Source organism: Bradyrhizobium barranii subsp. apii, assembly GCF_011516635.5.
GTDB lineage: Bacteria > Pseudomonadota > Alphaproteobacteria > Rhizobiales > Xanthobacteraceae > Bradyrhizobium > Bradyrhizobium barranii.
In genome coordinates, this window is record NZ_CP096255.1 from 6,343,766 (window position 1) to 6,366,433 (window position 22,668).

General features: G+C 60.9%; 16 protein-coding genes, 2 pseudogenes and 1 riboswitch. Of the genes and pseudogenes, 12 read left to right on the forward strand and 6 right to left on the reverse strand.

Going from position 1 to position 22,668, the window contains the following annotated elements; translation table 11 throughout:
* Positions 1-112 precede the first annotated feature (112 nt).
* Positions 113-769: an O-methyltransferase gene (locus tag HAP41_RS30340; RefSeq protein WP_166093693.1), complete on the reverse strand. Its 657-nt coding sequence runs from the start codon at positions 767-769 to the stop codon at positions 113-115.
* 366 nt (positions 770-1,135) lie between these two features.
* On the opposite strand from HAP41_RS30340, the pseudogene atzF reads away from it, so the two are divergent.
* Positions 1,136-2,824: pseudogene (gene atzF, locus HAP41_RS30345) on the forward strand (allophanate hydrolase); the annotation flags it as partial.
* Between the two features lie 390 nt (positions 2,825-3,214).
* On the opposite strand, the gene HAP41_RS30350 reads toward atzF, so the two are convergent.
* The 3 genes from HAP41_RS30350 to HAP41_RS30360 all read right to left on the reverse strand — a co-directional run bounded on the left by HAP41_RS30350 (position 3,215) and on the right by HAP41_RS30360 (position 10,256).
* Positions 3,215-4,372 (reverse strand): ribonucleotide-diphosphate reductase subunit beta, encoded by a 1,158-nt coding sequence (locus tag HAP41_RS30350; protein ID WP_166093687.1) that lies wholly within the window; start codon positions 4,370-4,372, stop codon positions 3,215-3,217.
* Positions 4,373-4,382: 10 nt separating this feature from the next.
* On the reverse strand, positions 4,383-7,286 hold the full coding sequence (locus tag HAP41_RS30355) for a ribonucleoside-diphosphate reductase subunit alpha (RefSeq protein ID WP_166093681.1): 2,904 nt from the start codon (positions 7,284-7,286) through the stop codon (positions 4,383-4,385).
* A 121-nt stretch (positions 7,287-7,407) separates the two neighbouring features.
* A riboswitch (cobalamin riboswitch) is annotated at positions 7,408-7,627 on the reverse strand.
* Positions 7,628-7,859: 232 nt separating this feature from the next.
* Positions 7,860-10,256 (reverse strand): TonB-dependent receptor, encoded by a 2,397-nt coding sequence (locus tag HAP41_RS30360; protein ID WP_166093677.1) that lies wholly within the window; start codon positions 10,254-10,256, stop codon positions 7,860-7,862.
* 189 nt (positions 10,257-10,445) lie between these two features.
* Here HAP41_RS30360 and HAP41_RS30365 point away from each other — a divergent pair, with 189 nt between their 5' ends.
* The 6 genes from HAP41_RS30365 to HAP41_RS30390 all read left to right on the forward strand — a co-directional run bounded on the left by HAP41_RS30365 (position 10,446) and on the right by HAP41_RS30390 (position 16,226).
* Positions 10,446-11,150, forward strand: a complete 705-nt coding sequence (locus tag HAP41_RS30365) for an ABC transporter ATP-binding protein (RefSeq protein ID WP_166093673.1) — start codon at positions 10,446-10,448, stop codon at positions 11,148-11,150.
* A 1-nt stretch (position 11,151) separates the two neighbouring features.
* Entirely contained in the window at positions 11,152-12,543 is a 1,392-nt protein-coding gene (locus HAP41_RS30370) for an ABC transporter permease subunit (RefSeq protein WP_166093665.1), read from the forward strand.
* Positions 12,544-12,553: 10 nt separating this feature from the next.
* Complete coding sequence (locus HAP41_RS30375; RefSeq protein WP_166093658.1) at positions 12,554-13,510, forward strand: ABC transporter permease; 957 nt, start codon at positions 12,554-12,556, stop codon at positions 13,508-13,510.
* An 86-nt stretch (positions 13,511-13,596) separates the two neighbouring features.
* Entirely contained in the window at positions 13,597-14,022 is a 426-nt protein-coding gene (locus tag HAP41_RS30380) for a DUF3526 domain-containing protein (RefSeq protein ID WP_166093653.1), read from the forward strand.
* Between the two features lie 114 nt (positions 14,023-14,136).
* Entirely contained in the window at positions 14,137-14,520 is a 384-nt protein-coding gene (locus HAP41_RS30385; protein WP_166093632.1) for a DUF2946 family protein, read from the forward strand.
* Between the two features lie 317 nt (positions 14,521-14,837).
* Positions 14,838-16,226: a TonB-dependent receptor family protein gene (locus HAP41_RS30390; RefSeq protein ID WP_224580695.1), complete on the forward strand. Its 1,389-nt coding sequence runs from the start codon at positions 14,838-14,840 to the stop codon at positions 16,224-16,226.
* Here HAP41_RS30390 and HAP41_RS30395 read toward each other — a convergent pair.
* A protein-coding gene (locus HAP41_RS30395; protein WP_166093615.1) for an IS630 family transposase occupies positions 16,211-17,157 on the reverse strand; the annotation gives its coding sequence in 2 pieces (ribosomal slippage) (positions 16,211-16,818 and positions 16,818-17,157; 948 coding nt in all). The genes HAP41_RS30390 and HAP41_RS30395 overlap by 16 nt on opposite strands.
* Positions 17,158-17,187: 30 nt before the next feature.
* Between HAP41_RS30395 and HAP41_RS30400 the strand changes: the two genes are divergently transcribed.
* Positions 17,188-17,808, forward strand: a complete 621-nt coding sequence (locus tag HAP41_RS30400) for a TonB-dependent receptor domain-containing protein (protein WP_349770477.1) — start codon at positions 17,188-17,190, stop codon at positions 17,806-17,808.
* Between the two features lie 45 nt (positions 17,809-17,853).
* A pseudogene (locus tag HAP41_RS30405) lies at positions 17,854-18,355 on the forward strand (YcnI family copper-binding membrane protein).
* A gap of 139 nt (positions 18,356-18,494) precedes the next feature.
* On the opposite strand, the gene HAP41_RS30410 reads toward HAP41_RS30405, so the two are convergent.
* On the reverse strand, positions 18,495-19,484 hold the full coding sequence (locus HAP41_RS30410) for a GlxA family transcriptional regulator (RefSeq protein ID WP_166093610.1): 990 nt from the start codon (positions 19,482-19,484) through the stop codon (positions 18,495-18,497).
* A 102-nt stretch (positions 19,485-19,586) separates the two neighbouring features.
* Between HAP41_RS30410 and HAP41_RS30415 the strand changes: the two genes are divergently transcribed.
* The 3 genes from HAP41_RS30415 (at position 19,587) to HAP41_RS30425 (ending at position 22,173) form a co-directional block, all read left to right on the forward strand.
* Positions 19,587-20,255 carry a DJ-1/PfpI family protein gene (locus HAP41_RS30415; RefSeq protein WP_166093603.1) on the forward strand — a complete coding sequence of 223 codons (669 nt, stop codon included), beginning with the start codon at positions 19,587-19,589 and terminating at the stop codon, positions 20,253-20,255.
* A gap of 91 nt (positions 20,256-20,346) precedes the next feature.
* Positions 20,347-21,615, forward strand: coding sequence for an ABC transporter substrate-binding protein (locus tag HAP41_RS30420; RefSeq protein WP_166093600.1), 1,269 nt, complete (start codon positions 20,347-20,349; stop codon positions 21,613-21,615).
* A gap of 225 nt (positions 21,616-21,840) precedes the next feature.
* Positions 21,841-22,173 (forward strand): DUF2946 family protein, encoded by a 333-nt coding sequence (locus HAP41_RS30425; protein WP_248577246.1) that lies wholly within the window; start codon positions 21,841-21,843, stop codon positions 22,171-22,173.
* Positions 22,174-22,668 lie beyond the last annotated feature (495 nt).

Here is a 22,668-nt window from a genome sequence, read left to right on the forward strand (position 1 = left end):
CGACATCGCCTCGATGATCGTCAATCGATCCGGCACGTTCCTGTAAGCGGTGCGGTCGCGAAGCTGTTGAGCGTCCGTCGCGTCACCTCGATACCGATCCACCAGCAGCCGCTCAGGCTCGGCGGCGAACCAGGGTCATGCCGTCGCCAAGCGGCAACATGGACATGTCGACCCGCTCATCGTCACGGATTCCCACATTGAGACGGCGCATAGCCACGGTCTCCGAGCTGTGGTCTTGAGGATCGGCGACCGATCGCCCCCAGAACACGTTGTCGAAGCAAATCAGCCCGGCCGGCCGGATGAGACGCAGGCTGTACTCGTAATAGGTGTCGTAATTTTCCTTATCGGCATCGATGTAGACGAAATCGAACGCTCCCTCGCCTTCATCGGCAAGGAGGCGCTCGAGCGAGGTGATGGCATCACCGAGCTTAAGCGCGACGCGGTCTGCCACCCCAGCCTTCCGCCAGTAACTGCGTGCGATCGCCGTCCATTCCTCGCTGGCATCCAGCGTAATGAGCCGACCGTCCAGTGGCAGCGCGAGCGCCATGGCAAGCGCGCTGTAGCCGGTGTAGGTGCCGATCTCCAGCACCCGCTTCGCACCGATTGTCTTCATCAAGAACGCGAGCAACTGGCCGGCAGGGGGCGATGTCACCATATTGCCCTCGGGCAGCGCCAGGGTTTCTTCGCGCAACTTCCTCTGCACGTCGGTCAGACGCGTACCGAATTCGACCGCGTATTGTCGTATCTGGATGTCCGTCACGTGCTTCATGCCCGATCCTCAGGTCGGTTGCGCGCTCGTCACGACCTCAAGGAAGCCGTGGCCACGCTCGTTCGAGCGCTTCCCCAGGAGCGTTGGTTGGCGGAGGGCAGGCGAAGACATATTTTTCGTTGAGCAGATTGGTCGCACTGACAGTCACTTCCAGCGCGCGGCAAGAAGCGCCGCCGGACTCCTTACTGGCACGGTGCCCGCGTGTGACCTAGAGGCAGGCTTTCGTTCGCCGGACTCTCGCTTTCGATCAAGATTAGGAGACCTACAAACTGCTTGCCATGTGCCACCCGCCATCAGCGCAGGCGACCGGGCGAAACACCAAACCGTTAGCGAAAATGATTGCAAAGTGGGCGGGGCCATACCCTCATCGCGCTCGTGCCGGAGGATACCGTATCCGCAGCGGCGGGCGCGTTGCCCACATTCGATCCGGCAAGATATCCGCTGTGGGGCGTGCCATTTGCTGTCAAGGACAATATCGATGTTGCTGGAATGTCGACAACGGCGGGTTGCCCGGAATTCGCTTACACGGCTGCGACGACGGCATTCGCCGTGCAAAGGCTACTCGATGCAGGCGCCCTGCTGATCGGCAAGACAAATCTCGACCAATTCGCGACCGGACTCGTCGGCATCCGGCCCCCATACCCGGCGCCAAGGAACGCCTTCCACGCCGGCTATGTTCCGGGCGGATCGAGCGCAGGCTCGGCCGTTGCGGTCGCCCACGGCATCGTAACGTTCGCGTTCGGGACGGACACGGCCGGCTCAAGCCGGGTGCCTGCCGGCCTAAACAACATTGTAGGTCTGAAGCCGTCGCCACCGTGTCCGGCTCCGGCGTCGTACCGGCCTGCCGGACGCTCGATACGATCTCGGTTTTCGCGGGCACGGTCGCCGATGCCGATCGCGCATTCCGAGTAATGGCGAGCTTTGATCCGAAGGACGCCTACTCCAGATCGCTCCCGGTGCCGCTGCCGCCTGGGGCGTTGCCGCCGGGATTGCGCGTCGGTGTTCCGGATGCCGGTAGCCGTCGCTTTGCCGGCGACCTGATCTCGGAAGCCGCCTTCGACGCCGCACTCGCGGATCTTTCATCCGTGACTGGCAGCACAAAGCCGACACCGGTCGATATGACGGCGCTATTCGATGTCGCGCATCTGCTCTACAGCGGCCCGTGGGTGGCAGAACGCTGTCATTCGGTCTGGGACATGATCGCAGCCCAGCCCCACGCTCTGCACCCGGCGACGCGCAAAATCATCGAGGCGGCGACCGCCTTGTCGGCGGTCGATGCATTTGCCGGCATGTATCGGTTGGCAGAACTGCCGCGGGCCGCGGACGGAATTTGGTCGCACGTCGATGTTCTCGTCGTTCCGACCTACCCGCGGCCACGCGAGGTCGGCGAACTCGCCGCCGACCCCTTCGGACCCAATAGCGAACTTGGGACCTATACAAACTTCGTCAATCTTCTCGACCTCTGCGCGCTGGCTATTCCGAGCCGGTTCCGTTCGGACGGCTTTCCTTCGGGTGTCACGCTGATTGCGCCGCGTGGTCGCGACGGACTCCTCGCCGCACTTGGCGAACGGCTGCATGCGGCCTCGGCCAAAAGCATCGGCGCCACCCCGTGACGAAGTCCCGCCAACAGTCGAGGCCCTTGCGAAGGCCGGACCGGGCGAGATCGAGCTTGTTGTCGTTGGCGCGCACCTGTCCGGCATGCCGCTCAATCACGAACTCACCAGCCGCAACGCCAGATTCCTTCGAGCCGGTCCGACCACGAAGGATTATAAGCTGTTTGCCCTAGCGGGTGGGCCGCCCTTTCGACCCGGGTTGATGCGAGTGGCCGACGGCACCGGATCGCAGATCGCGACGGAGGTCCGGGGCATATCGGCGGAAGGTCTTGGCAACTTCATCACTGGCGTTCCAGCACCGCTCGGTATCGGGACGACGCGGCTTGCCGATGGGACGTCGCCCAAGGGTTTCATCGTAGAATCCGAAGGAATTATCGGCGCCAAGGATGTCTCGGAATTCGGCGGCTGGCGAAGCTATATCGCCAGCCTGTCTGCACGCTGAACGACGCGGCGACGGGCAGGATAACCGAATGCAGAACTCTTAACTGGCTAGATGTCGATGTGGTCGATTATCCAGAACGGATCCAGCTCCAAGACCGCTACGATATGAATTTTGAGCGTCGCCGATGTATCTCGTCAGCGCATGATTTGTCGTTTTAGCCGGTCTGCGAACGGAGCTGTTCCGTTATGCGCGGTTAAATCGCGTGGTGGCCCCGCCAAGCGATCCTTGGCCCCACACCGCTGCAGGGCGGGGCCGCCACGTAGTTGTTATTCTGCCCTCATGGTCGAAAGCCGACGGAAAGGCTTCACCGGCTGAGAGGATCAGCCGAAGCAGGGTCAAAGGTCGATCATGCGACATCCAGAGATGCGTACCTTGTGTGCGGTCTTGCGATCACTCCCAGTTCAACGCACCGCCGTTCTGATACTCGATGACCCGGGTCTCGAAGAAGTTCTTCTCCTTTTTCAGGTCCATCGCCTCCGACATCCACGGGAACGGGTTGTCGACGTCCGCGAAGACCGGCGCGAGGCCGATCTGGGCGCAGCGGCGGTTGGCGATGAAGTGCATGTATTGCTCGCACAGCGCCGCGTTGAGGCCGAGGAAGCCGCGGGGCATAGTGTCGCGGCCGTATGCGGCTTCGAGCTCGGCAGCCTCGCGGATCATGCCGCGGAGCTGGTCCTGGAACTCAGCAGTCCACAGATGCGGGTTCTCGGTCTTGATCTGGTTGATTACGTCGATACCGAAGTTGAGATGAATGCTCTCGTCGCGCAGGATGTACTGATACTGCTCGGCAATGCCGACCATCTTGTTGCGCCGGCCGAGCGACAGGATCTGCGCGAATCCGGTATAGAACCACATGCCCTCGAACACGACGTAGAAGGCGACGAGATCGCGCAGGAAGGCGCGGTCGTTGTCGGGCGTGCCGGTCTGGAACGACGGATCGTCCAGATGCTGGGTGTGCTTGAGTGCCCAGGCCGCCTTGTCGGTGATCGACGGCACTTCGCGGTACATGTTGAACAGCTCGCCCTCGTCGAGGCCGAGGCTTTCCACGATGTACTGGAAGGTGTGGGTGTGAACCGCCTCCTCGAAGGCCTGCCGCAGCAGATACTGCCGGCACTCCGGGTTGGTGAGATGGCGATAGACCGCCAGCACGATGTTGTTGGCGACGAGGGATTCGGAGGCCGCGAAGAAGCCGAGATTGCGCTTGATGGCGCGCCGTTCGTCCTCGGTCAGGCCATCCCGCGACTTCCACAGTGCGATGTCGGCCTGCATCGACACTTCGGTCGGCATCCAGTGGTTGTTGCAGCCGGAGAGATATTTCTCCCAGGCCCATTTGTACTTCAGCGGCAATAGCTGATTGACGTCGGCGCGGCAGTTGATCATCCGCTTCTCGTCAACGGAGACACGGCCGCCGGCACGATCGATCGTGCCGAGGCCGCTCGGATTGACCGGCTCGAGCTTGAGCTGGGTCTGCGGGCGCAGGGCCGTCGTGAGGGTCGCGGCGGCGGGCGCCGCCACTGCGGTGGTTTCGGTATCGGACCAATCGAGCATCGTCATGTCCTCACTGGCAGGCTTCGCATTCGGGGTCGTCGATCCGGCAGGCGTTGATGCCGTCGAGATCGGGAGCCACCGCCGTCGGGATCATGATCGGGGCGTGCGACACCACGCTCGATGCCGACACCGCATTGAGCTTGCCGTCGGTGCCCTTCAGCGTCGACTTCTCGACGTGCGTGGCGCTGCGCGAGCGCAGGTAATAAGTGGTTTTCAAGCCGCGCCGCCATGCCAGCCGGTAGAGCGTGTCGAGCTTCTTGCCGGAGGGATTGGCGATGTAGAGGTTGAGCGACTGCGACTGGTCGATCCACTTCTGCCGGCGGGCGGCCGCCTCGATCAGCCAGGCGCTGTCGATCTCGAATGCTGTCGCATAGAGCGCCTTGAGATCGTCCGGCACGCGGTCGATCTGGCCCACGCTGCCGTCGAAATATTTGAGGTCGGAGACCATCACCTCGTCCCACAGGCCCCTCACCTTCAGGTCGCGCACGAGGAATTCGTTCACGACGGTGAAGTCACCCGACATGTTCGATTTGACGAACAGATTCTGGTAGTTCGGCTCGATCGACTGCGAGACGCCGCAGATGTTGGAGATTGTCGCGGTCGGCGCAATCGCCATGACGTTGGAGTTGCGCATGCCGCTCGTCGTGACCTTCTTGCGGAGGCGATCCCAGTCCAGCGTGGACGAGCGGTCGGCGTCGAGGCCGCCGCGGGCCTCCGCGACGAACTGGATGGAGTCGATCGGCAGGATGCCCTTCGACCACAGCGAGCCCTCGAAGCTGGGGTAACGCCCGCGCTCCACAGCGAGATCCGACGACGCTTCAATCGCGTGATAGGAAATCGCCTCCATGCTGACATCTGCAAAGGTGACAGCCGCGTCCGAGGCGATCGGAATGCGCTGGACCTGAAGCGCCTCCTGAAAACCCATCAGGCCGAGGCCGACCGGGCGGTGGCGCATGTTGGAGCGCCGCGCCTCCGGGATTGTATAGAAATTGATGTCGATGACGTTGTCGAGCATCCGTACGGCGGTCTTGACCGTCCGCTTCAACTTGGCCTGATCGATGTCGGCAGCGCCGACATGAGCGAGCATGTTGATGGAGCCGAGATTACAGACCGCGACCTCGTCGGCCGAGGTGTTCAGCGTGATCTCGGTGCAGAGATTCGAGGAGTGGATCACGCCCACGTGCCGCTGCGGCGAGCGCAGATTGCAGGGGTCTTTGAAGGTGATCCAGGGATGCCCGGTCTCGAACAGCATGGTCAGCATGCGGCGCCACAGATCGGTCGCGCGCACCGTCTTGAACACGCGTAGGCCGCCGGCCTTCGCCTTCGCCTCATACGCCTCATAGGCGGTCTTGAAGGCTGATCCATAGAGATCGTGCAGATCGGGGGTCTCGTCCGGCGAGAACAGCGTCCATTCGCCGTCGGCATCGACGCGCTGCATGAACAGATCAGGCACCCAGTTGGCGGTGTTCATGTCGTGGGTGCGGCGGCGGTCGTCGCCGGTGTTCTTGCGCAGATCGAGGAACTCCTCGATGTCGACGTGCCAGGTCTCGAGATAGGCGCAGACCGCCCCCTTACGCTTGCCGCCCTGGTTGACCGCGATCGCGGTGTCGTTGGCGACCTTGAGGAACGGGATGATGCCCTGGCTTTCGCCGTTGGTACCCTTGATGTGCGCGCCGAGGCCGCGCACCGGCGTCCAGTCGTTGCCGAGGCCGCCGGAATACTTTGCGAGGAGCGCGTTGTCCTTGACCGACTTGAAGATGCCGTCGAGATCGTCGGAGACCGTGGTGAGGAAGCAGGACGACAGCTGCGGGCGCAGCGTGCCCGAATTGAACAATGTTGGCGTCGAAGCCATGAAGTCGAACGAGGACAGCAGATCGTAGAACTCGACCGCCTTGCCTTCGCGGTCGATCTCGCGCACGGCAAGGCCCATCGCGACGCGCATGAAGAAGGCCTGCGGCAATTCAATGCGCTTGCCATGCACATGCAGGAAATAGCGATCGTAGAGCGTCTGGAGGCCGAGAAACTGGAAGTTGAGGTCACGCTCGGGCTTCAGCGCCGCCGCGATCCGGCCGAGGTCAAAGCGGGCGAGTTCAGGATCGAGCAGCTCGGCCGCAATCCCTGTTTTCACATAGGCCGGAAAATACTCGGCATAGCGCGTCGCCATGTCGGCCTGCGACGCGGAGGTGGAAACGCCATGGACGTAGGACAGCACCTCGCCGCGCAGCTTGTCCAGCAGCAGGCGCGCGCTGACATAGGCGTAGTTGGGCTCCTGCTCGACCAGCGTGCGCGCGGCCATGATCGAGGCCAGCGCCAGCTCGTCCTGGCTGATGCCGTCGTAGAGATTGCGGGTGGTCTCGGTCAGCACGGGTGCAGCGGAGACACCATCGAGGCCCGCGCAGGCCTCGCCGATGATGAGCGCGAGACGCTTGGTATCGAGCCCGATGCGCGAGCCGTCGGCCAGTGTGACGTGGAGCTCGGGCACGGCAGCCGTCTGGGGTTCCGCGGCGGCCTCCTCCGCACGTTGGCGGGATCGTTGCTCGCGATACAGCACATAGGCACGCGCGACCTTGTGGTGCTCGCTGCGCATCAGCGCGAGCTCTACCTGGTCCTGCACGTCCTCGATATGGAAGGTGCGGCCCTCGCCGGCACGGCGCATCAGCGCGGTGAGGACTTCAGATGTGAGCTGCTCGACACTCTCATGCACGCGGCGCGAGGCGACCGCGCTGGTGCCTTCGACCGCGAGAAAAGCCTTGGTCATGGCAACCGCGATCTTGGCGGAATCGAACGGCGAGACCTTTCCGTTGCGACGGATGATCTGCATGGACGGCTCGCTGGAAGCCGCCGCAAGTGACTGTGGACGCAACTGGATGATGGGTGCGGAAGCGCCTTCCGCGTCGTGCAGATTCAGTGACATCAATCGGCCCCGTGATGCGCGCGTTGTGTTTGAACGGGGCTTTTGGAAAGGACGCCGCAGAATCGCCGGCAGCAAAGCGCCGGACGGTGCATGCAAGCGACCGACGGACACCCCGCCCGTGGACGTTCAGATCGTCACGGCAGGTCTCCTGGCTCGCAGGTCATCGCTCGCTTCCCGTCTTCCCAATGCACGGACGCACCAGTGACGCTTGTTCGGAAGCAGCTCGCTGCTGACAGTTGCGGGGGCAGCGCCGGAATTCCTCGCCAAAGGTGAGGTTCACCGGCTTCCCTCTTAGCCACTAAATCTTGCGATCCAGCGGAACCGTGACGCCCACATGTGGTGATATTCGCGACGATGTGTCAACGATTCGTTTGAATAGCCGTCCCGTATTCGCTGTGGAATGTGGGAGTTCCCCACCTTGAGCCTTAATATCTAGCTCGGTCATAGGGGTCGCGCGCCTTGCCCCATAGTGAAGCCAGTTGCCCGATTGCGACCTTCGTCCCCAACGCGCTTCCGGCCCATCCAAATCAATAGAAAGAACCGAAATGATCATCATAGTTGAAGAAGATGCCGTCAGAATTTGAACGACGTCTCGATCTCGTATGTACGTCTCGCTCCTAGGAACACCTGGTCCGGATAAAATGGATCGCTCCACGCCGCATACTTAGTACCCGTGAAGTTTCGGACCCGGAACGTGACGCGCGTGTTGTCGAAGGTCGGGAACGTCCTGGACTTCGGAATGTCGACAAACGCAAAGGCGTCGGCGGTCGTATAGGCGAGCATCGTCACCGTATTGGCATCCGTGGTGTAGCGGTCGCCGACGTGGCGCACCGAGAAGCCGGCTTCGACGGGCAGCCAGCCCGGATTGAGGAAGCGATAGGATGCACCGCCGTTGACAATCAGTGCGGGAATGTTCGGAGGCGCGTTTCCGGAGAACGAGCCGCCAGTGAAATCGTAGTCCGCATATCGGGCGTGGACATAGGCAACGTTACCCCAGATCTTGAGCTCGGGGATCGGCCGGACCGCCGCGGCGAACTCCACGCCCTGCGACTTGACCTTGCCCGCGATGTTGAGAGTCTGGCCCGCCTGCGCCGTATAGACGTTGCTGCGCTCGATATCGAAAGCCGCGAAGGTCCACTCGGCGCGTCCATTCCACCACAGGTTCTTGACGCCCGTCTCGTAACTGCGCGCGTCCGAAAGGGTCACTTTTTGCGTCGGACTTAGGAGGAAGATGCTGCCGCCCGACAAATCGCTGGCCGTTGCGTACTGGCTGTAGAACGTCGTGCCCTGGAACGCTTCCCAGGTGTAGCCGATCCGCCCCGTTACCGGGTCCCAGTTTGTCGAATAAGGGAAGCCGGCCTTGTTCGCGCCGAAGGCGTTGGTCGACTCGCGATCGAGCATGAAAGGATTGTAGCGCAAGCCACCGATCAGGGCGAAGGTCGGCGTCAGCTTCAAGCGGTCTTCGATATTGAGTGCAACGCTGTCGATGGTGGCCGTCTGCCGCTGCGTCGTCAGCAAGCCGTAATATCCGCGGTCGGGGTCGACGAGGCTGACGACGTCATGCGGGAAGTTGGCCGCCGCTGGCCGCGTGAATTCAAGATGATAGGCCTCGACGCCGGTCACCATGCGGTTGTCCATGCCGAAGAAGCGCGAATTCCACGTCACGTCGGTATTGTTGCCGACCGTGTTCTGGTTGTGATGCACGAAGAAGCGCTCGCGATCGACCAGATTGTTGGTCGTGTTGAATGCGCTGACCTCGTTATTGTACCAATCGCGGCTGGAATTGTACTCATAGGTCTGGCTCCTGAGGGTGACGTCATTCGTCAAATTCCACTCGAAGCCGGTACGCAGCCACGTCTCGTCGACCTTCTTGTGATTGTCGAGCACGTTGTAGTTCGTGCTGAGCGTTCTGCTGTCGACGGTGACGGCGCCGAGATTGCTGCCGTTGTAATCGGACACTTTCGTGCCCGATACGATCCCACTCGTCGCGTAGGGCCCGCTGAAAGCGACTGGGACCAGCGGCGTGCCTTCGTAGACATGACCATAATAGTTCTTGTATTCGGCGGCGACGAACACCTTGAACGTCTGCGACAAGCGATAGTCGAGCTGGCCGGAGACATGGAGATTCCTGGCGTCGGTCCCGTCGATGAATCCATTGACATCCGACTGGCTTATGTCGAAGCGATAGTCCAGGCCTTGGATGTTCGTGCTGCCGCCCGACCCGAAGCCCGTTCGATAGCTGCCATAGGAATCAAACCCGACAAACGCTTCGTTCTGGATCGCTCCGGTATGCGGGGCCTTCGTAACGTAGTTGACCGCGCCTCCGACCGCGCCCTGACCTGACATCAACGACGACGGCCCCTTGATAAATTCGACGCGGTCGAGGTTGAACGTTTCCATCGGCTGGGCCGTGAAGCCCGAGGGACCGATGTTGATGCCGTTATATATCACGTTGACCTGGTTGCCCTGGAAACCACGGATCGTGAACGAAGGATCGTTCGGTGCGTCCACTGCGGTAACGCCCGTCGCTCCCTTCGCGGTATCGAACACGGTGTGATAACCCTGCTCGCGGATCGTCTCCGCGCCCACCACGTCCACAGAGGAAGGTATCTGACGCGGCGTGAGCCCGAGCCGGCTCGCCCCCAGAGCCACGACATTCGTATTGAGCGGCGTCGGCTTTGCTCCCGCCCCCTGCTCGGACGAGGTCGCCGGCGCAGCCGTTCCGCTCGCAGGCGCGCGCCCTTGCCGTGCCACCCGACTGGACGCCGATCGCGTGGAGACGTTCCTGCGCTTTGCCTGTTGCTTGGGCACCTGCACGACAACTGCGGGCAACGCCGTCGCCGAATCCGATCGTGCGGGAGACGGGGACGCCGCCTGCGCCCATGTGCAATCCGGATTTAGAGCGATTACACATAGCAGCGTAGAAAATGAAGTCGAACTCAACCACCCGCGCAAAGACACGTTGCCCATTTATCGCCCCACCAGATTACGCAGCCCACAGCCTTGATGAGCGCATCTATATGAGTATGATGTCAACGAGAAAACATCATACTGACGATTTGGCCGTTCGATCGTGTCGAGGGCCGCTCGTTGTTTCGATCCGCGCGGACAAGATGATGTCCTTCACACCCCCGTAACAACGGCTCGCTAGGGGACCTCATGCTTGATGCTATCGACGTGACAAAACAATTTGGCGCGAACACCGCACTCGACGGAGTTTCGCTCAGCGTTTCACCCGGCGACATCTATTGTCTTCTCGGCGCGAATGGCGCGGGCAAGACGACGCTCGTCAATCTGTTCCTGAACTTCATCGAGCCCACCTCCGGCAACCTGAAGATCGGAGAGCTGGATGTGACGCTCAAGCCGCTGGAGACGAAGCGGCTGCTCGCCTACATTCCGGAGCAGGTCACGCTCTACGCGCCCCTGACCGGCCTTGAAAATCTGGCGTTCTTCTCCTCGCTCGCGATCGGCGAACAGCTTGCGCGCCCCAGACTGCTTGAATTGCTGGAAGCCGCCGGGCTTCCGTCCGGCGCGGCCGACAACAGGGGTGCCACTTATTCCAAGGGGATGCGCCAGAAGGTCGGCATCGCCATCGCACTCGCCAAGAATGCGAAGGCGCTGCTGCTCGACGAGCCGACATCCGGCCTCGACCCATCGGCCGCAAACGAATTCTCCGAATTGCTCGTCAATGCAAGCAGAAGCGGCGTGGCCATCCTGACGACCACACACGACCTCTTCCATGCCAAGCAGACCGGGACGCGTATCGGAATCATGAAGCGCGGACGGCTGGTCGACGAGCTCAAGAGCGAGGACGTGAGCCACGCCGACCTCGAGGCGCTCTATCTCAAGCACATGAAGAACTGACGTGTTTCGCACTATCGCTGTCAAAGACCTGCGTGAGCTCTCACGCGACGGCCGCCTCCTCTGGGGTGCAATTCTGATCATGGCGCTGATGCTTGTCGCATCTGCGGCGGGATGGAACAGGCAGGCGCAAGTCAACAGCGAGCGCACGGCGGGACAGGCTCTCGACTACCAGGCCTGGCTCAACCAAGGCCCCCGTCATCCGCACGATGCGGCAGAGCAGGGTATGCACGTCTTCAAACCAGAGCCTCCGCTTGCGGTTTTTGACCCCGGCATCGAGCCGTTTGTCGGCTCGACGGTCTGGCTTCAGGCGCACCGCCAGAGCGAGCTCAAGTTCAGGCCGGCGCAGGACGCGACGGGATTGCAGCGGTTCGGTGAACTGTCGCCCGCCTGGATCCTCCAGGTTCTGCTGCCGCTTCTCATCGTCATCGTCGGCTTCAATGCGGTCAGCGGCGAGCGCGGGACGTTGCGCCAACTGCTCAGTATCGGTGTTTCCGGCCGCAGCCTGCTGCTGGGCAAGGCCGTCGCACTCGCAGGCTGCGTAGGCATTCTCATCGTACCGCTCGGCCTCGCTTTCGCGACCATCGTGCTGGCGCGGCTGCCCGCCGGGGAGCGGCTAGATGTCGCATACCGCATGATGCTGTTGTCGGCCGGTTATGGCCTCTACCTCGGTTTCTACATTTTCCTGACGCTCGCGATATCCGCCCTCGCCCGCTCGTCGCGCGCGGCGCTCGTGCTGCTGCTCGGCTTCTGGGTCACGACGACACTGATCGCACCGCGCACCGCGTCCGAGGCAGCAAACCTCGTCTATCCAACACCGTCGCGGCTCGACTTCAACGATCATCTATCCCACGAGATATCCGAGGCCGCCGACGAAGCCTGGAACAGCAATTTCGGCGTTCGCACGCAATGGGACGCTTCACTGCCCCTGAGCAAATGGGGAGCGGCGCTGAAAGTCGACGACCAGGCAGGCTACGGGGTGCTCGATAAGACCTTCGGCAAACTCTGGGATACGTTCGAGAACCAGCAGCGCCTGCAGCAATACGGCGGGATAGCAATCCCCGTCATCGCGCTCCGCGATTTCTCCATGGGACTGGCCGGGACCGATTTCTCGCAACACCGGGACTTTTCGACGGCCGCGGAAATGCAGCGCCGCAAGATCCAGGACATCGTCAGCCAGGACCTGATCGATCATGCCGACCCGCTCGGCAATGCGCACTTTACCTACAAGGCTCAGTCCAGCTTGTGGGCAACTGTGCCGCAGTTCAAGTATCAGCTTCCGCCGGCATCGTTCGCGTTGACGCATCATTGGCCCGCGCTCGTGCTGCTCGCCATCACGTTCGGCCTCGCGATTGGCCTCGCGCGGTATGGCATTTCTCGTCCGCTGATGCGCTGAGGCTGCCGGCATGATCTCCTCACAGCCCCGTTCGACCTTCTGGCTGATCGTGCGTCATGAAGCGCGGATCATGTTCCGTGACGGCACCTTGCCCCTGGTCGCGGCCGTCCTGGCCCTCATGGTCGGCTGCGGCCTCTTCGTTGGGCTCGCCCAGGCTTCCTTGCGCGATCGCATGCTGGTCGACGTCGTGAAGCACGAGCGGGAGACCCAGACGGAGAATCGGCAAACGCTGAACTCGGTTCTTGCAGGCAAGGAAGCCCTGGTGCCGTTCTCGAATCCGGCAAACCCGGCCGCACTGGCGGGAACACTGGCCGGACGGCACGCAACGCTGCCGAACGCGGCTCTGGCGGCGCTCTCGGTCGGCCAGTCGGACCTGATGCCGAACTACTACCGCATCACCTATCTGAGCAAAGTCCAGTTCATGTACGATACGGAGATCGAGAATCCCTGGAATTTGCTGAGCGGTCATTTCGACCTATCGTTCGTGATCGTGTTCGTGCTGCCCTTGCTGGTGATTGCACTGGCTTACAATTTGCTGTCTGCGGAGCGCGAGCAAGGCACCTTGCGCATGCTGTGCTCGCAACCAATCTCGGTCGTAACGATCCTCGGCGGGAAGGTATTCGTGCGCCTGCTCGCCGTTCTTGCCGTCACCATCCCGCTGCCGCTCGCGGTGCTGCTGCTGATCCGTCCCGAGGCGCGTGGCGCGGAGCAGGTCATGCTCATGTTGTCATGGTCAATGCTCGTCGGCAGCTATGCGTTGTTCTGGTTCGTGCTGGCAGTCCTGGTCAACGCCGCCGGCCGGTCGTCCTCCGCCAACGCATTGATCATGGCCGCGATCTGGACCGTGCTCGTCCTGATCCTGCCGGTCGCGCTCAATCTCGTCGTCAACGTCGTCAGTCCGGCGCCATCCCGCACCGAGCTTGCGAGCCGTACGCGTGTCGTAACGGCGGACGCCTTGCTCGAATAGAAAACCTCTACAGCGCAGACTATCGCTACGCGTCGGACCCTGAATCGCTGCAAGTGAAGGATGGGCACATCGAGGTCCCCGCCCGCATGCGCGCATTCTTCCTGGCCAAGCAGCGCGTGGACGAACAGGTCGAGCCCCTGCTCAAGCGCTTCGATCAACAACTGCTTCAGCAACAGAAGCTGGTGGACGTGCTGGGCTTTCTGTCGCCCGCCATCCTCGTCAACGAGGCGCTGAATGCGATCGCCGGCACCGACTCGCGCCGATTCGTCGCCTTCAAAACGCAGACGGAGGTATTTCATAACTCCTGGCGGGAGCATTTTGCGCCGAGGATCAAGGACAATCTCGCGACCACGGCTGACGACCTGGAGGCACTTCCGCGCTGGCACTGGATCGAGTTACCGGCAAGTGACGTCAACTGGCGCGTCGGGTCGCGCATCCTTCTCTTCCTGATACTTGTGGCCGGTTTCGGGACGGTTGCGCTTGCCCGCTCAGCGCGCGGACCGGTGATTTGAGCCACCGAATGTGATTGCTGGGCAACACAGGGCCAATCCTCGACCTCCTCCCCACGTTGCTTGTTTGATTCGCTCTTTCCGTGTGGTACGCCTGCCACAGGAGTTGAGTGATATATGGCGAAGCTCGCTTTCAAGCGACGGATCGGATGGGCCGCAGCATTCACAGCAGCCTACGGCCTTGCCTTCAATGTCATTCTGTCCAGTATTCTCATCGCAGGCGTTTCTCCGCTCGCGGCTGCGGACGCTCATGAACTTTGCATCAGCTCTATTGAGGCAAATGCCGCTCCCGCCGACACTGAAAAAAGCAGCGGCAAGGCCACGATCCACTGCCCGCTGTGCGTCGGCCACCATGTAGCGGTGGACGTGCCGCGACCTCCTGCCGATCTGGCGGAGCGCATTCAGCTGCGCGTGGAGGCCGTCTATTCGTTTCAAGAGCGCATTCTTGCGCGCGCTCGATCGTTTGATCATCTTTCCCGAGGACCTCCTGATCTGATCTGACCGTGCGCCGATGGCGCTCCGTCCATAGTTCAGTTCAGAGGTTCATCATGTCATTCACGTCCCTGCATGTGCTCGGCTGCTTGCTCGCCAGCACAGCACTCGTCTTCACTTTGCCGGCAAGCGCTCAATCAAATCCACCCAACCTTCCCCCTGTCACGGTGGAGGCGCCTCAGCAGAAGCGTAGTCAGTCAGCTCGCGCACCCCGCACCCAGAGCCAGGCAACACGGGCTACCCGATCGGCGCGGACGCCCGCACCAGCAGCCGTTCCCGCCGCTCAGTCAAACCCGAGCGGCAGCGGCACCCTAACGGTCCCGAGCTTGGCGCAAGCCACAGCTGAGATTCAGCGCATCCCCGGGGGCGTCGAGGTGGTGCCCGACACCCAGTTCAAAGACGGTCCTGCCAACACGATCAAAGATATCCTTGGATGGGTCCCGGGCGTCCTGATTCAGACGCGATGGGGACCTGACGGCCGCATTTCGATCCGCGGCTCCGGGTTGTCCCGGAGCTTTGGCAACCGCGGTATCAATCCCTACATGGACGGAATCCCCATCAATACAGCCGACGGGTTGTTTGATCTATTTGAAATCGATCCGACTGCCTATCGCTATGTCGAGGTCTTCAAAGGCGCCAATGCGTTGCGTTACGGCTCCAACTCGCTTGGAGGCGCGATCAATTTCGTCATGCCGACTGGTCGCGATGCATCACCATTCGAGGCGCGTTTCGACGCGGGCAGCTTTGGTTATTTGAAGACTCAGACGAGTTCCGGCGGAGCCTACGGACCCGCTGACTACTTCATCACGGCCTCAGCCCAGCGCGAGGACAAACACAGCAGAACCGACACCGAGCGCCTCAACGCCAATTTCGGCTACCAGTTTTCGCCGGACGCTGAGACGCGCTTCTACGTCAACGCGGGCCGGTGGCGCGCAGAGATACCGGGAGAAGTCACCAAGACGGCTGCGCTGTCGAATCCGCGAGCAGCAAACCCCGATTTTCTGATTCAAGATCAGCAGCGCAACATCGATACGGTTCGGCTCGCCAACAAGACGACATTGCGCTTCGACAACACCACGGTCGACTTCGGCATCTTCGGGCTGGACCGACACGTCGATCATCCGATTTTCCAATATCTCGACTTTACGGCCAAGGACTACGGTGGCTTTGTCCGCGCGACCGACGATCGGCTGATCGGAGGCTTCCGCAACCGCCTGATCACCGGCGTGAATCTTCAGAACGGGACGATCGACATCAACCAGTACATCAACCTGCCGGGCGCCGTAAAAGGCCCGTTGGCTTCTTCCAACCTGTGGAAGTCGGAGAACACCTCAATCTACGGAGACAACTCGTTCTTCGTACTTCCAAATGTCGCGCTCGTTGCTGGCGGGCTATTCATGCATGCCGTTCGCGATCAGCGGGACCGCTTCCTGACGGACGGCGATCAATCAGGCCGCCGCACCTGGGATAACATCAGCCCGAGGGTGGGTCTGCTCTGGGACGTCGATCCGGCTTGGCAGGTGTTTGGCAACATCTCTCGCAGTGCTGAGGTGCCCACCTTTGACGTGAACACGTTTGCGACGCCGGCAAGCTCGAACGTCGATATCCAGACGGCGACCACCTACGAAATCGGAACGCGCGGGCGTAGGCCTGATGTCACTTGGGACGTCTCCCTCTATCGAGCTAGAGCGTTTTCCGATCACGTTGCGTCGTAACCAGCCGCGACGAGATAATTTTGACATTCCTCGGGTGAGAAGCGTTTGAGAGCGTTGGCGATTGCTTGCCAGAGATCGGGCATGGTGCGGGCTGCGGCGGTCCGCAACAGCGCTTTCAGTTTGGAGAAGGCCATTTCAATCGGGTTGAAGTCTGGACTGTAGGGCGGAAGATAGAGCAGGCTAGCTCCGACCGCCTGGATGGCCTCTCGAACGCCATGGACCTTGTGAGCGGGCAAGTTGTCCATGATAACGGTATCGCCCGGCCGCAGCGATGGGGCGAGCAATTGCTCGACGTAGGCCAGGAAAGCGTCGCCATCCATTGGACCGTCCAGAACAAGCGGCGCGATCAGACCGTCGGAGCGCAATCCAGCGGTGAACGTCGTCGTCTTCCAATGTCCGTGTGGGATAGCTGCACGACATCGCTCGCCGCGTGGCGAGCGCCCGTAACGCCGCGCCATTTTGGTGTTGGCGCTGGTTTCGTCGATGAAGACGAGACGCTCAGGGTCAAGGTCGATTTGCCCTTCGAACCACTCCTCACGTGCGGCATTTATATCGCCGCGCCGTTGCTCGGCGGGGTGCGCTGTCTTTTTTTAAGTGTGATCTTTCTGCGCTGGAAAAAACGCCAGAGCGACGCGATGCCAGTCGATATTCCACGACGTTTCAACAGTTCTCGCAACTCGGCAAGCGTGATATCCGGCCTCGCTGTCACCGCCTCCAGAATCAATTGCGAATGCGCTTCGATGCGCTGCGATTTGCGGTCACCGCCCTGGCGTTTAGGAACGATGTCGCCAACTTTCTTGAGGCGACCGCGCCAGCGGATTGCACTGGCCGCGCTGACACCAAAGCGCTCAGCAGCCTGTCGACAGGACATGCCACCGTCAATCGCGGCTACCACCCTTTGGCGAAGATCAACCGAAAGCGCCCTGGCCATACATGCTGGCCTCCCTCGCCAGCATGCAGCTTGAATCTGACTCGCGCCGTTTTGGGAATCCCCACCCGATTCTTTCCGGTCGGAAAGTGCTCTAATATCAGGAATGAATTGCAATGCCTGACGGTCGTCGTCAATCCGTTCTTCACCAACCCCTGTGTTCAGACGAATGCAGGCCGAACCTTTCACCAAGGTGTGGAGGCCGGCGCCGGGGTCGCCTTTCTCAAATCTGTGTTTACCCAGGAAGATCGAGTGTGGTTCAACCTTGTTTATACCTATGGCGACTTTCGCTTTCACGACGATGCGATCTGGGGAAATAACCGCCTGCCGGGCGCGCCAGCCCACTACCTTCGAGCCGAAGTGCTCTACAAGAATCCGAACGGATTCTATGCTGGGCCGAACGTCGAGTGGATGCCTCAGTCCTTCTTTGCAGACAATGCCAATACCCTCACGATCGATCCGTATGCCCTGCTGAATTTCAAGGTCGGCTACGACACAGGCGTGGGTTGGTCGGGCTACATCGAGGGACGCAACTTGCTTGATAAGCGCTACATTTCAAGCACGATCACGGTCGGCACGGCCGATCCCACGATGGCGCTTTTCAATCCGGGCACGGGACGCGCGATTTATGGCGGCGTCCGCTATCGAATGTGAGGAGGAATCGACATGAATTGGACCATCACCACTCGGACCGCTGTCATGGCGATGTCTACGTTGCTTGGCGCCGGCAACGCGGCGCAGGCGCACGTCACCCTTGCGCAAACGGAGGCCTCAGTCGGGACCTCCTATCGGGCCACGTTCCGTGTCCCTCATGAATGCGGCGATTCACCGACGCTAAAGGTCCGCGTCCGGATTCCGGATGCCGTCGTCGGCGTCAAGCCGATGCCAAAGGCGGGGTGGAAAATTGATCTTATCAAAGGCAGCTACGACAAGTCCTACGCGATGTATCACAGCAACGTCACGGAGGGCGTGAAGGAAGGTGTCGTGGAGCGGCAACCTGCCAAATGACTATTACGAAGAGTTTGTCGTTTCCGTCTATCTGACAGCCGACTTGGCTGCAGGGCGAATGCTTTATTTCCCGGTGGTGCAGGAATGCGAGGGCGGCGGCACGCACCGCTGGATCGAAATTCCCGCGGAAGGCAAGACAGCTGGGGACTACAAGGGACCCGCACCCGGGGTAAAGCTATTGCCAAAACAATGAAGCCAGAGGTCCAGCTTAGGCCCGTGCCTGACCTTAACTCATGGCACCGAGAGGCCTGCTTCCTGAAGGTGAGCCCAACGGGATGACGCGTGCGGGCCACAACAGTCTTTGACCCGAAACCCACATACTCTCTTTCTTGCTATGGTATGTTATCTAGGCGCAACTCACGAGAGGGTGGTAACGACAACCTTCCTGTACCTTTCGCCGTGCGTCTCAAAGACTGTGGAGGCTGGCCAAACGCGCGGATGAACGCTCGGCGCATCCGTTCGGGATCGCGAAAGCCCGTTGCTTGCGCGACACTCTCTATCGTCTCTCCAGAGCATTGCACGCGCTCGCGTGCGACCTCCACGCGCAACCGCTCTACGGCCCTGGTCGGGCTCAACCCGGTTTCAGCGACAAAAGAGCGGACGAAATGTCGTGCGCTCAAACCGCTTTGCTCCGCAAGTGTCTCCCTGGTGAGGGGAGCGTGGAGATTCTCACGCATCCAGGACAGAAGACCACCAAAACGGCCGTTCGGCATCTTGAGTTCCAGCAGGGTCGAGAACTGCGACTGGCCACCGCTGCGGCGATGATACAGGACAAGCTGTCGAGCCGTCGCCTGCGAAATCTCGTCGCCATGATCTTCGGCGACCATTGCGAGCGCCAGATCAATCCCTGCAGTCACCCCAGCGGACGTCCAGACGCCACCGTCCTTTGCGAAAATGCGATCTGCCTGAAGTTTCACTCTCGGATATCGTCCGATGAAGTCACGCGTGCGGGACCAATGCGTCGTCGCATACCGGCCGTTCAATAATCCCGCCTCGGCCAGCAGATAAGCCCCGGTGCAGACGCTTGCGATACGTACGCCGCGTTTCGCCATTTTTTTAACGAAGGCAACCGTCGCCTTGCATTGCGCCGCGACCTCGACTCCCTCGCCGCCTGCAACGATGAGCGTCGTGAGCGACTTTGCCGAACGCAGGCTGCGCGCGTACATCTCGGCGCCCGAAGAACTTCTGACAGCACCGGCCTTGACCGCGAAGATCCTCGTTTGAGGCGCGCTCTGTTTTTGCCGCCTTGCGATCTCGAAAACGGAGATCGGGCCGGATGCGTCCATCAACTGAAAATCTCTGAAAATCAGCAGGCCGATCATGGCATGTCCAGATTTAAGGGAATTACGCCATTTCCGGCCCAACCGCAGCATGGCAGGGTGTTGCGGTCAAGGACAACGCGGAGAGCAGGACATGTCTAGTCGATGCAGATCGGTCTGTTGGTGTTTCCGCGCGTGACCCAGCTCGATCTCACAGGGCCGGTCCAGGTCTTCTCGAGTCTGCCGGACGCGGAGCTGCATCTCGTCTGGAAGCGGATCGAGCCCGTTCAAAGCGATTCAGTCATCACGCTTGCGCCGACGGTGGCTTTCGCCGATTGCCCGCAGCTCGACGTCATCTGCGTCCCCGGCGGCTACGGCACGGACGAACTTCTCGTCGACAAAGAAGTATTGGAATTCCTGCGCAAGCAGGAGCCAAAGGCAAAGTTCATCACGTCCGTTTGCACCGGCTCTCTCGTGCTGGGCGCTGCCGGCCTGTTGAAGGGCTATCGTGCCGCGACGCATTGGACCGCCATCGAAGCCTTGCCGTATTTCGGCGCGTCGGTCTCCCGTGACAGGGTTTGTATCGACCGCAACAGGGTGACCGGCGGCGGCGTGACGGCTGGCATCGACTTTGCGTTGACGCTGGTATCGCTGTTGAAGGATCGTGCGGCGGCCGAGATGATCCAGCTTCGGCTGGAGTACAACCCGGCGCCGCCGTTCGAGGCCGGATCGCCCGACACGGCGCCGGCGGCGATCGTCGCAGCCATGAAAGAGCGGGTCGCATCCGCGCATACCAATCGAATGGAGTTTGTGAAAAAGGCCGCCGTCACCTAGGGCACAGTCACCCGCGACCGTGTGTGCTGCATGATGCGACCTTCCTTGCCGGGAAGATAGCCAATCGTGACCTCGCGAACAAAGGTGAACCATGAGGCATTTCCGGATCGATGAATTTCGCCCATTACGGATCCAGTTTTATCGGCTGGTTCTCGGCATTGGTTTGGCGGTCTCTGCGACCGCACTTCCGGATCTGGCATCGGCCCGCGAGCTCTCGGCGGGGGTCGTCAAGATCGGAATCATCAACGATCAAACAGGCCCGCTATCGGATAATTCCGGCCCCGGTTCTGTGGTCGCGGCGAAGTTGGCCGTGGACGACTTTCGCAAGCTGTCGCCCGACCTGAAGGTCGAGATCATTGTCGCGGATCATCAGAACAAGCCTGACATTGGCGCCCAGATCGTGCGCAAATGGTTCGACGTCGACGGCGTCGACATGGTTGCCGACGTCGGCAATTCTGCGGTGGCGCTGGCCATTCAGTCGATCGCAAGAGACAAGAACAAGATCGTCATCTACTCCGCGGTCGGGACGACGGACATCGGCGGAAAGCAATGCTCGCGTACGGGCCTGATGTGGCTGCACGACAACTATAATCTCGTCACCGGCTCGGTGCGCAGGCTGGTCGCACAAGGATATGACAGCTGGTTCTTCATTGCCGCCGACTACGCGTTCGGACGGAATATGGTGGAGGTCTCCCAGCGCACGCTGGCCGAGGCCGGCGCAAAGTCGCTTGGCGCGGTGTTTCATCCGCTTGGAAATGCAGACTACAGTTCGTTCCTGCTGCAGGCTCAGGCGTCGAAGGCCAAGGTCGTCGCATTTGCGAATGCCGGCGAGCAACTCGTCACGGTCATGAAGCAGTGGAATGAGTTCGGCATGAACGCGACGCCGCAGAAGCCGGTCGCCGAACTCATGTTTCTGACCGATGTGCACGCGATGGGCGTGGAAACGGCCAAGGGACTGACGACGGTGACCGCCTGGTATTGGGGCTTGAACGAGGAGACGAGAGCATTCGGTCAACGCTTCTTCAAGCTGCACAAAACCATGCCGACCGCGCCTCAAGCCGCCGTCTACTCCGCGGTGCTGCAGTATTTGAAGGCGGTGGCTGCAATTGGAACGGACGAGACGGACGCCGTTCTCGACAAGATGCGTTCCATGCCTGTCGACGATTTCTATGCCCGAGGCGCGCGATTGCGCGCTGATAGCAAACTCGCGCACGATTTCTACCTCGTCGAGGTCAAAAAGCCGCAGGAGGTGAAGACTCCTTGGGACTACTACAACGTCCTGGAGACGATATCCGCCGACAAGGCGTACATGCCGCTGAGCGAGAGCGAATGTCCGCGGCTGAAAACCAGCGCAAAGTAGCGAACAGCGCGTGGGATGAGGATGGTTCTATCGGTCCGCCAGCGTGACATTTGGGATACAATGCACGACCATTCTTCGCACTCGTGGCTTCATTCGCTTCTCAGCAAGATCAGAAGTCGTCGACTCTCAATGCTTCGCATGATTAATTTAGACGCTACCATGGGGCGTCCACCGGTGCGGCAACGGCTGCAAATTTATCTCCCGGCTTTCCTGATGGCGCTGATGATGCAAATCATCGCGCCAATTGGCGCGTCATGGGCAACGGCCTCCGCTTTATCTGATCCATTGGCGGCCTTCGGCGGTGCTGCGATCTGCCACAGCGTAGCCACGGAAGCCGACAGCCAATCGGACCAGACCAGCCATCACGTCCACGATAGTGCGTGCGCGCTGTGTTGCCTGGTCGCTCATGCGGGCGCATCGCTGAGCACCCCCAAGATTGCGATTGCCGTTCCCTATAGGTCCTCGCTGGCCGTTGTTTGGCACAATGCGGCGCAAGACCTTCGGGATTCCGAGAGCGGCAGACACGCAAGGGCCCGAGCCCCTCCTTCGAACTCCTGACTTTTCCAAAATCGCAAGTTCGGTGCGGCCGTTTGGCCGCCATCGATCAATTTGTCGACTGTTGGCGGGCGATCGCGCCCGGGTCTGAGAGTTTCCGATGTTTCGTTTTCGCGTCTTGAGCAGCGCGAGTGTCGCTGCGCTTCTTGCCGTCCCCGAAGTCGCCTTTGGCCAATCTACGCAACTGCCCGGCGTGACCGTTCAGGCACCAAGCCAAACACGTTCCACCACCGGGGTCGTCCCCGGAAACAGGTCGGGCGCCAAGCGCGCCAAACGCGCAAACGCGCAAACGCGCAGCCGGTGGCACCAACGGAGGTGGTCAAGCCGCTCGCGAACGCTCTCGGAACCTATAATCCCTCATTAAATTTGCCGGATCTCAAACTCCCGCTCCGACCCGAAGGTGTACGACCTTACGATCGACGACTTGACTTATCGAGGCGCAAGCCAGCACCCGCTCTTGCCGAGAGTGCACGTCCATGAGCAACGTTTCGATTCCGC